The organism is Candidatus Streptomyces philanthi, assembly GCF_059553635.1.
This window is the reverse complement of the sequence record NZ_JCANQV010000297.1, coordinates 1-6,735: the sequence shown is the minus strand read 5'-3', so window position 1 is coordinate 6,735 and position 6,735 is coordinate 1. Positions and strand designations below refer to the sequence as shown.

8 protein-coding genes are annotated in these 6,735 nt (G+C 73.6%); 4 read left to right on the top strand and 4 right to left on the bottom strand.

Features of this window, described 5'->3' with window-relative positions; genetic code table 11:
- Positions 1-24: 24 nt before the first annotated feature.
- From AC51EU_RS25075 to AC51EU_RS25060, 4 genes are all read right to left on the bottom strand, one after another.
- Positions 25-348, bottom strand: a complete 324-nt coding sequence (locus tag AC51EU_RS25075; RefSeq protein WP_496269338.1) for a DMT family transporter — start codon at positions 346-348, stop codon at positions 25-27.
- Positions 349-437: 89 nt separating this feature from the next.
- Positions 438-1,445, bottom strand: coding sequence for a ribosome small subunit-dependent GTPase A (gene rsgA / locus AC51EU_RS25070; protein ID WP_496269337.1), 1,008 nt, complete (start codon positions 1,443-1,445; stop codon positions 438-440).
- Positions 1,446-1,457: 12 nt separating this feature from the next.
- Entirely contained in the window at positions 1,458-2,816 is a 1,359-nt protein-coding gene (aroA, locus tag AC51EU_RS25065) for a 3-phosphoshikimate 1-carboxyvinyltransferase (RefSeq protein ID WP_496269336.1), read from the bottom strand.
- Positions 2,817-3,047: 231 nt separating this feature from the next.
- On the bottom strand, positions 3,048-3,761 hold the full coding sequence (locus AC51EU_RS25060) for a M50 family metallopeptidase (protein WP_496269335.1): 714 nt from the start codon (positions 3,759-3,761) through the stop codon (positions 3,048-3,050).
- A gap of 35 nt (positions 3,762-3,796) precedes the next feature.
- Between AC51EU_RS25060 and AC51EU_RS25055 the strand changes: the two genes are divergently transcribed.
- The 4 genes from AC51EU_RS25055 (at position 3,797) to rsrA (ending at position 6,715) form a co-directional block, all read left to right on the top strand.
- Positions 3,797-4,630 carry an SOS response-associated peptidase gene (locus tag AC51EU_RS25055; RefSeq protein WP_496269334.1) on the top strand — a complete coding sequence of 278 codons (834 nt, stop codon included), beginning with the start codon at positions 3,797-3,799 and terminating at the stop codon, positions 4,628-4,630.
- 30 nt (positions 4,631-4,660) lie between these two features.
- Entirely contained in the window at positions 4,661-5,308 is a 648-nt protein-coding gene (locus tag AC51EU_RS25050) for an alpha/beta hydrolase family protein (protein WP_496269333.1), read from the top strand.
- Positions 5,309-5,627: 319 nt separating this feature from the next.
- Positions 5,628-6,323, top strand: a complete 696-nt coding sequence (locus AC51EU_RS25045) for a sigma-70 family RNA polymerase sigma factor (RefSeq protein ID WP_496269339.1) — start codon at positions 5,628-5,630, stop codon at positions 6,321-6,323.
- Positions 6,320-6,715 (top strand): mycothiol system anti-sigma-R factor, encoded by a 396-nt coding sequence (gene rsrA, locus AC51EU_RS25040; RefSeq protein WP_496269332.1) that lies wholly within the window; start codon positions 6,320-6,322, stop codon positions 6,713-6,715. Before AC51EU_RS25045 ends, rsrA begins: the two co-directional genes overlap by 4 nt.
- Positions 6,716-6,735 lie beyond the last annotated feature (20 nt).

Sequence of the window (6,735 nt, the reverse complement as noted above, 5' to 3'; positions counted from 1 at the left end):
GGCGCCGACCGTGCCCGTGAGGCGTCAGTGCGAGGAGCCCGACAGCTGGAGGCCGATGACCCCGATGATGACGAGGCTGATGGACACGATCTTCAGGGTGGAGACCAGGTCGCCGAGGAAGACCATGCCGTAGATCGCCGTGCCGGCCGCGCCGATGCCGGTCCACACCGCGTACGCCGGACCGACGTCGAGCCGGCGCAGCGCGAGCGTCAGCAGACCGAAGCTGCCCAGCGCGAACGCGGCGAACGCGATGGTCGGGAAGAGGCGGGTGAAGCCGTGCGACAACTTGAGGCAGACCGCGAAGCCGGTCTCCAGAAGCCCTGCCACCACGACGAGCAGCCACGCCATGTCCTTGCCTCCGTCGCTCGGTGACCGCTTCGCCAGCCTTGGTGTGATTATGCATTTACCCCGGACGGAGGGGGGCGGATTTCAGGGGATCAGTCGCCCTCGCGTCGCTCGCGGGTCGCCAGCAGGCGCCGCAGCGAGTACAGCCGGGCCGGGTCCGCGTGCCCCTCGGCGACCCAGGTGTCCAGGGCGCAGTCCGGCTCGTCGTGACTACAGGCGCGCGGGCAGCCGTCGGTGCCCGGCTCCAGGTCGGGGAAGGCGTGGATGACCCGCGACGGGTCGATGTGCGCCAGCCCGAAGGACCGGACGCCCGGGGTGTCGATGACCCAGCCGGAGTCGCCGGGCAGCGGGAGGGCCAGCGCGGAGGTGGTGGTGTGCCGGCCGCGGCCGGTGACCGCGTTGACGTGGCCGGTGGCCCGGCGGCGCTCCGGGACCAGGGCGTTGACCAGCGTCGTCTTGCCGACGCCGGAGTGCCCGACGAACGCCGTCATCCGGCCGGTCAGCCGCTCCCGCACCCGGTCGGCGGCGGCGCCGTCGGACAGTTCGTCCCGGTTGGTCACGACGTAGGGGACGCCGAGCGCGCCGTAGGACTCCATCAGCGCGTCCGCCGACGCCAGATCGGACTTGGTGAGCACCAGCAGCGGGTCGAGGCCCGCGTCGTAGGCGGCCACCAGGCAGCGGTCGATCAGCCGGGGGCGCGGCTCGGGGTCGGCGAGCGCGGTGACGATCGCGAGCTGGTCGGCGTTGGCGACCACCACCCGCTCGTACGGGTCGTCGTCATCGGCGGTACGGCGCAGCGTCGAGGTACGCGGCTCGACCCGCACGATCCGCGCCAGGGTGTCCTTGGCCCCGCTCAGGTCGCCGACGACCGCGACCCGGTCGCCGACCACCGCGCTCTTACGGCCCAGCTCGCGGGCCTTCATCGCGGTGACCGTCCGCCCGTCGATCAGACAGGTCAGCCGGCCCCGGTCGACGGTGACGACCAGGCCCAGGCTCGCGTCCTCGTGCTTGGGGCGGATGGAGGTGCGGGGGCGGTTGCCCTTGCGGTTCGGGCGGACGCGGACGTCGTCCTCGTCGGTGTGCCTGCCGTAACGGCGCATGACGGGCCGTCCTCACGCTCTCCGGGCGGCGGGCGGCGCGGCCGGATCGAGCATCTGCGTCCACAGGCCGGGGAAGTCGGGCAGCGTCTTGCCGGTGGTGGCGACGTTCTCGACCTCCACGCCCTCGACCGCGAGGCCGATGACGGCGGCCGCGGTGGCCAGACGGTGGTCGTCGTAGGTGTGGAAGACCCCGCCGCGCAGCGGGCGCGGGCGGATGTGCAGGCCGTCGGCGGTCTCGGTGACATCGCCGCCCAGCGCGTTCAGCTCCTTGGTGAGCGCCGCCAGCCGGTCGGTCTCGTGCAGCCGCAGATGGGCCACGCCGCGCAGGGTGGAGGGGGAGTCGGCGAGCGCGGCGACGGCGGCGATGCCCGGGGTCAGCTCGCCGACCTCGCCGAGGTCGACGTCGATGCCCTGGATACGGCCGCCGCCGGTGAAGGTCAGGCCGTGCTCGGTCAGCTCGCAGGAGCCGCCCATGGCGGTGAAGATCTCGCGCAGCGCGTCGCCGGGCTGGGTGGTGTGCTCGGGCCAGTCCGGGACGGTGACGCGGCCGCCGGTGACCAGCGCGGCCGCCAGGAACGGCTGGGCGTTGGACAGGTCCGGCTCGACGACCAGGTCGCGGCCGAGGAGGGCGCCGGGGGTGACCCGCCACACGTTCGGCTCACCGCCCGCCTCCGGCGTGTCCACCTGGGCGCCGACCGCGCGCAGCATGTCCACCGTCATCCGGATGTGCGGCAGGGACGGCAGCGCGGCGCCGACGTGCCGGACCTCCACGCCCTGGTTGAAGCGCGGCGCGGACAGCAGCAGCGCGCTGACGAACTGGGAGGACGAGGACGCGTCGACGGTGACCGGGCCGCCCTCCAGGGCGCCGCCGCCGTGCACCGTCATCGGGAGCGCGCCGCGCTCGTCGTCGTCGATCCGGGCGCCCAGGGCGCGCAGCGCGTCGATCACACCGCCGAGCGGGCGCTCGTAGGAGCGGGGGTCGCCGTCGAAGCGGACCGGGCCGTCGGCGAGCGTCGCGACCGGCGGCAGGAAGCGCATGACCGTGCCGGCGTTGCCGACATCGACGGTGGCGGGGCCGTGCAGTCCGGCGGGGATGATCCGCCATGCCTCGCCGCCGCCGGGCGCGCCGGCGGTGCTGGAGCAGGCGGTCTCCTCGATGCCGACGCCCAGGGCGCGCAGCGCCTGCGCCATCAGCAGGGTGTCCCGCGAGCGCAGCGGGCGGCGCAGCCAGCCGGGCTCGGAGGAGAGCGCAGCCAGCACCAGCCCGCGGTTGGTGACCGATTTCGAGCCGGGGACGGTGACGGTGGCGTCGACCGCTCCGGTGGCGACGGGGGCGGGCCAGAGGGCGGGCTGCGCGGGGCTTTCGGTCATGCCCCTCACTGTAATCGCTGGGCAAGGGTGCCGATCTTGATCAAAAACGGCGCAACGTGCCCGAAACGTGACACTGATAGGGGCGAGCGGAGGCCGGGGGTGCCCGTACGGAGGACGGAACGTGCCAGGAAAGGGGCCTCACGGCGCGCGGCGGGGCGCCCGGAGGGCCCCTTCGCGACCGCGGCCGGACGGGGGACGAGGGCCGCGTGGCGGGCCCGTGACGGGCGAGGGTCACAGGCCCAGCAGCCAGCGCCCGCCGCCGATCAGGGAGCACAGTGTCACCACGTGGAAGAGGCCGAGCCAGACGGCCGCCGGGACGTTCGTCAGCCGGGCCAGCTGGTCCGGGTCCGAGTCCACCGCGCCGCCCCGCCGCCGCTTCCCGTGCAGCTCGAACGGCGGGCGGACGCCGCCGAGCAGCAGGAACCACACCACCGCGTAGGCGAAGGCCGCCTGGACCTCGGCCGTCGTCAGCCACGAGACCAGCAGGAACGCCGCACCGGACAGGACGACCGTCAGCACCCCGTACGCATTGCGGATCATCACCAGCATCACCAGCAGCAGCGCGGTGGCCCCCCACAGCAGGGCCGTGATGTGCCCCGCCGCCAGCAGCGCCGCGCCTCCCAGGCCCAGCAGCGACGGGGCGGTGTAGCCGGCCGCGGCGGTGAGCACCATGCCCAGGCCCGTCGGACGGCCGCGCGAGACGGTCAGCCCCGAGGTGTCCGAGTGCAGCCGTATGCCCTCCAGACGGCGGCCGGTCAGCAGCGCGACCAGCCCGTGGCCGCCCTCGTGCGCGATGGTCACCGCGTTGCGCGACAGCAGCCACGCGGGACGCGGCACGACGACGGCCAGCGCGAGCACCCCGGTGGCGATCACCAGCCAGGAGGGCGGGGCGGGCTGGCCGCCGAAGACGCGGCTCCAGACATCGGTCAGGTGGTCGGTGTCCATGTCGTCCCTTCGTGTGGCATGGCAGTGTGGCACGCATGTGCGGTAGGTATGCGGCGAGCCGGCGGCCCGAGGACCTGGTGGGTCTCTTCGGCGTCCGGCACTGGGAGCCCACGGAGACCCTGGCCCCCGACTGGAACATCGCCCCGACGGTCCATGTGCACGCGGTGCTCGAACGTCCCCTCAAGGGAGAAGCGGCCCGGGACTTCCCGCCGGGCATGCCGGTGCGCCAGCTGCGCGCCCTGAAATGGGGCCTCGTCCCCTCCTGGGCGAAATCGCCCGACGTCGGCGTCAAGATGATCAACGCGCGTTCCGAGACGGTGCACGAGAAGCCGTCGTTCAGGAACGCCTTCGCCGCCCGCCGCTGCCTGCTCCCCGGCGACGGCTACTACGAGTGGGTCACCGGCGCCGCCGAACGGGAGCTGGAGGAACGCGGCAGGCGGAAGCGGGCCCGCAAGCAGCCGTACTTCGTCACACCCGCCGACGGCGCCGTGATGGCCATGGCCGGGCTCTACGAGTTCTGGCGCGACCCCACCCTGCCCGCCGACCACCCGCGGGCGTGGTGGGCGACCTGCACCGTGGTGACCACCGAGGCCGAGACCACCCCGCTCGCCGGGGCCGGGGGCGGCGGGGGCCCCCGCTCGCTGGCCGAGATCCACCCCCGGATGCCGCTCGTCCTGCCGCCGGACCGCTGGGACGCCTGGCTCGACCCCGCCCGCACCGACCCCGAGGAGCTGCGCGCCCTGCTCGCCCCGCCGCCGCCCGGCCTGATGCGGGCCTACCCCGTCTCCACCGACGTCAGCAATGTCCGCAACAATGGGCCCGAGCTGCTGAAGGAACTCCCGGCACCGGAGGAGGGCACGCTGTTCTGACGGCCGGGGCCCCGGCGGCAGGATGGGCGTATGAGTACAGGGGTGAACGAAAGCGAGACGGTCACGACGCCGGTCGGCGAGGCCCGGCTGACCTGGCACCGGGCGCCCGTCCCGGCGCGGGCCGTGCTGGCCCTCGGCCACGGCGCCGGCGGCGGCGTCCAGGCGCGGGACCTGCGGGCCCTGGCGGCGGCGCTGCCCGCCCGGGGCTGCACCGTCGTCCTGGTCGAGCAACCGTGGCGGGTCGCGGGCAAGAAGGTGGCCCCCGCGCCCAGGACCCTCGACACCGCGTGGACGGCGCTGCGGCCCGCCCTGGAGAAGCCGGGGCTGCCCATTGTCGCGGGCGGACGCAGCGCGGGGGCGCGGGTCGCCTGCCGCACGGCGCGGGAACTGGGCGCGCACGCCGTGCTGGCCCTCAGCTTTCCGCTGCACCCGCCGGGCCGTCCCGAGAAGTCCCGGGCGGACGAGCTGACCGGGGCCGGGGTGCCGACCCTGGTCGTCCAGGGCGGCCGGGACCCGTTCGGCGGGCCCGGGGAGTTCCCCGCCGGGACACGGATCGCCGAGGTGCCCCACGGGGACCATGGTTTCGCGGTGCCGAAGAAGGCCGGAGTGACGGAGGAAGAGACCATGGCCCGGCTCACCGGCGCGGTCGCGGACTGGCTGGACATCCTCTTCGGCTGAGCGGCCCCGGGACCCGGTGCCGGGGGACGGCGGCGGTGCCCGGAGCGCGGACGGCCGCGCAAAAGACGGCGCGGGGCGGGAATGCCCGGCGGCGACCGGCTGTTGTGCCAGCCGTAAGGCACCCGCGTACGCACCGTGCACCGACGAGGAATGGGAGTCCCGCATGGGAACCGCCTGCCTGCCACGCATGGCCGCTGACCTGCAGTGGTCGCAGCCGCAGGTCGCACAGCCGTCCCCGGCTGGAGCGGCGGCAGGACCGGATCGTCGTCTATTCTCCGAAACGAGTGGGTCCGTACCCGGATCCGTCGCCGTGAAGGAGGTGGGTACGGTCACCGGTACCGACGCAGGGGCCGACGGCGGGGCGCGCGAGCGTGCCCAGGACCGGCAGGAGAGCACCGCGGAACGCAACGCGCGCTTCGAACGGGACGCCCTCACCTTCCTCGACCAGATGTACTCCGCCGCGCTGCGCATGACGCGCAACGCCGCCGACGCGGAGGACCTGGTGCAGGAGACGTATGCCAAGGCCTACGCGTCCTTCCACCAGTTCCGCGAGGGCACCAACCTCAAGGCGTGGCTGTACCGCATCCTGACCAACACCTTCATCAACTCCTACCGCAAGAAGCAGCGGGAGCCGCAGCGCAGTGCCGCCGAGGAGATCGAGGACTGGCAGCTGGCGCGCGCCGAGTCGCACATGTCGACGGGCCTGCGCTCCGCCGAGTCGCAGGCGCTGGACCACCTGCCCGACTCGGACGTGAAGGCCGCGCTCCAGGCGATCCCGGAGGAATTCCGTATCGCCGTCTACCTCGCGGACGTGGAGGGCTTTGCGTACAAGGAGATCGCCGACATCATGGGGACACCCATCGGCACGGTGATGTCCCGTCTGCACCGCGGTCGGCGCCAACTGCGCGGCATGCTGGAGGATTACGCCCGCGAGCGCGGGTTGGTCCCGGCCGGGGCAGGAGCGGCGGCGGCGAAGGAGCCGCGGCAGCACGACCGGAAAGGCTCGGGATCATGAGCTGCGGAGACCCGCACGACAAGGACTGCGCGGAGGTCCTGGACCACCTCTACGAATACCTCGACCGCGAGATGCCCGCGGGCGAGTGCGAGAAGTTCCAGGTGCACATCGACGAATGCTCCCCGTGCCTGGAGAAGTACGGTCTGGAGCAGGCCGTGAAGAAGCTCGTCAAGCGCTGCTGCGGCCATGACGACGTCCCGAGCGATCTGCGCTCGAAGGTGATGGGGCGCATCGACCTGATCCGGGCCGGCGAGACCGTCCCCGAGGTCAGCGTCCTCGACCAGGCCCGGCACGAGCAGGCACGGCGTGAACAGTCCGCCGACAGCCCCGGCGCCCCGGCCTCCTCCGGCACCGCCGCGGACTCCCGCACCGGGGCCGCACGCGCCGACTGACGGCGGACTGTTCACGCCGT

Coding starts and splice junctions, on each gene's coding strand:
- AC51EU_RS25055 (WP_496269334.1), top strand. CDS start 3,797: ATGTGCGGTAGGTATGCGGCGAGCCGGCGGCCCGAGGACCTGGTGGGT.
- AC51EU_RS25060 (WP_496269335.1), bottom strand. CDS start 3,761: ATGGACACCGACCACCTGACCGATGTCTGGAGCCGCGTCTTCGGCGGC.
- aroA (WP_496269336.1), bottom strand. CDS start 2,816: ATGACCGAAAGCCCCGCGCAGCCCGCCCTCTGGCCCGCCCCCGTCGCC.
- rsgA (WP_496269337.1), bottom strand. CDS start 1,445: ATGCGCCGTTACGGCAGGCACACCGACGAGGACGACGTCCGCGTCCGC.
- AC51EU_RS25075 (WP_496269338.1), bottom strand. CDS start 348: ATGGCGTGGCTGCTCGTCGTGGTGGCAGGGCTTCTGGAGACCGGCTTC.
- rsrA (WP_496269332.1), top strand. CDS start 6,320: ATGAGCTGCGGAGACCCGCACGACAAGGACTGCGCGGAGGTCCTGGAC.
- AC51EU_RS25050 (WP_496269333.1), top strand. CDS start 4,661: ATGAGTACAGGGGTGAACGAAAGCGAGACGGTCACGACGCCGGTCGGC.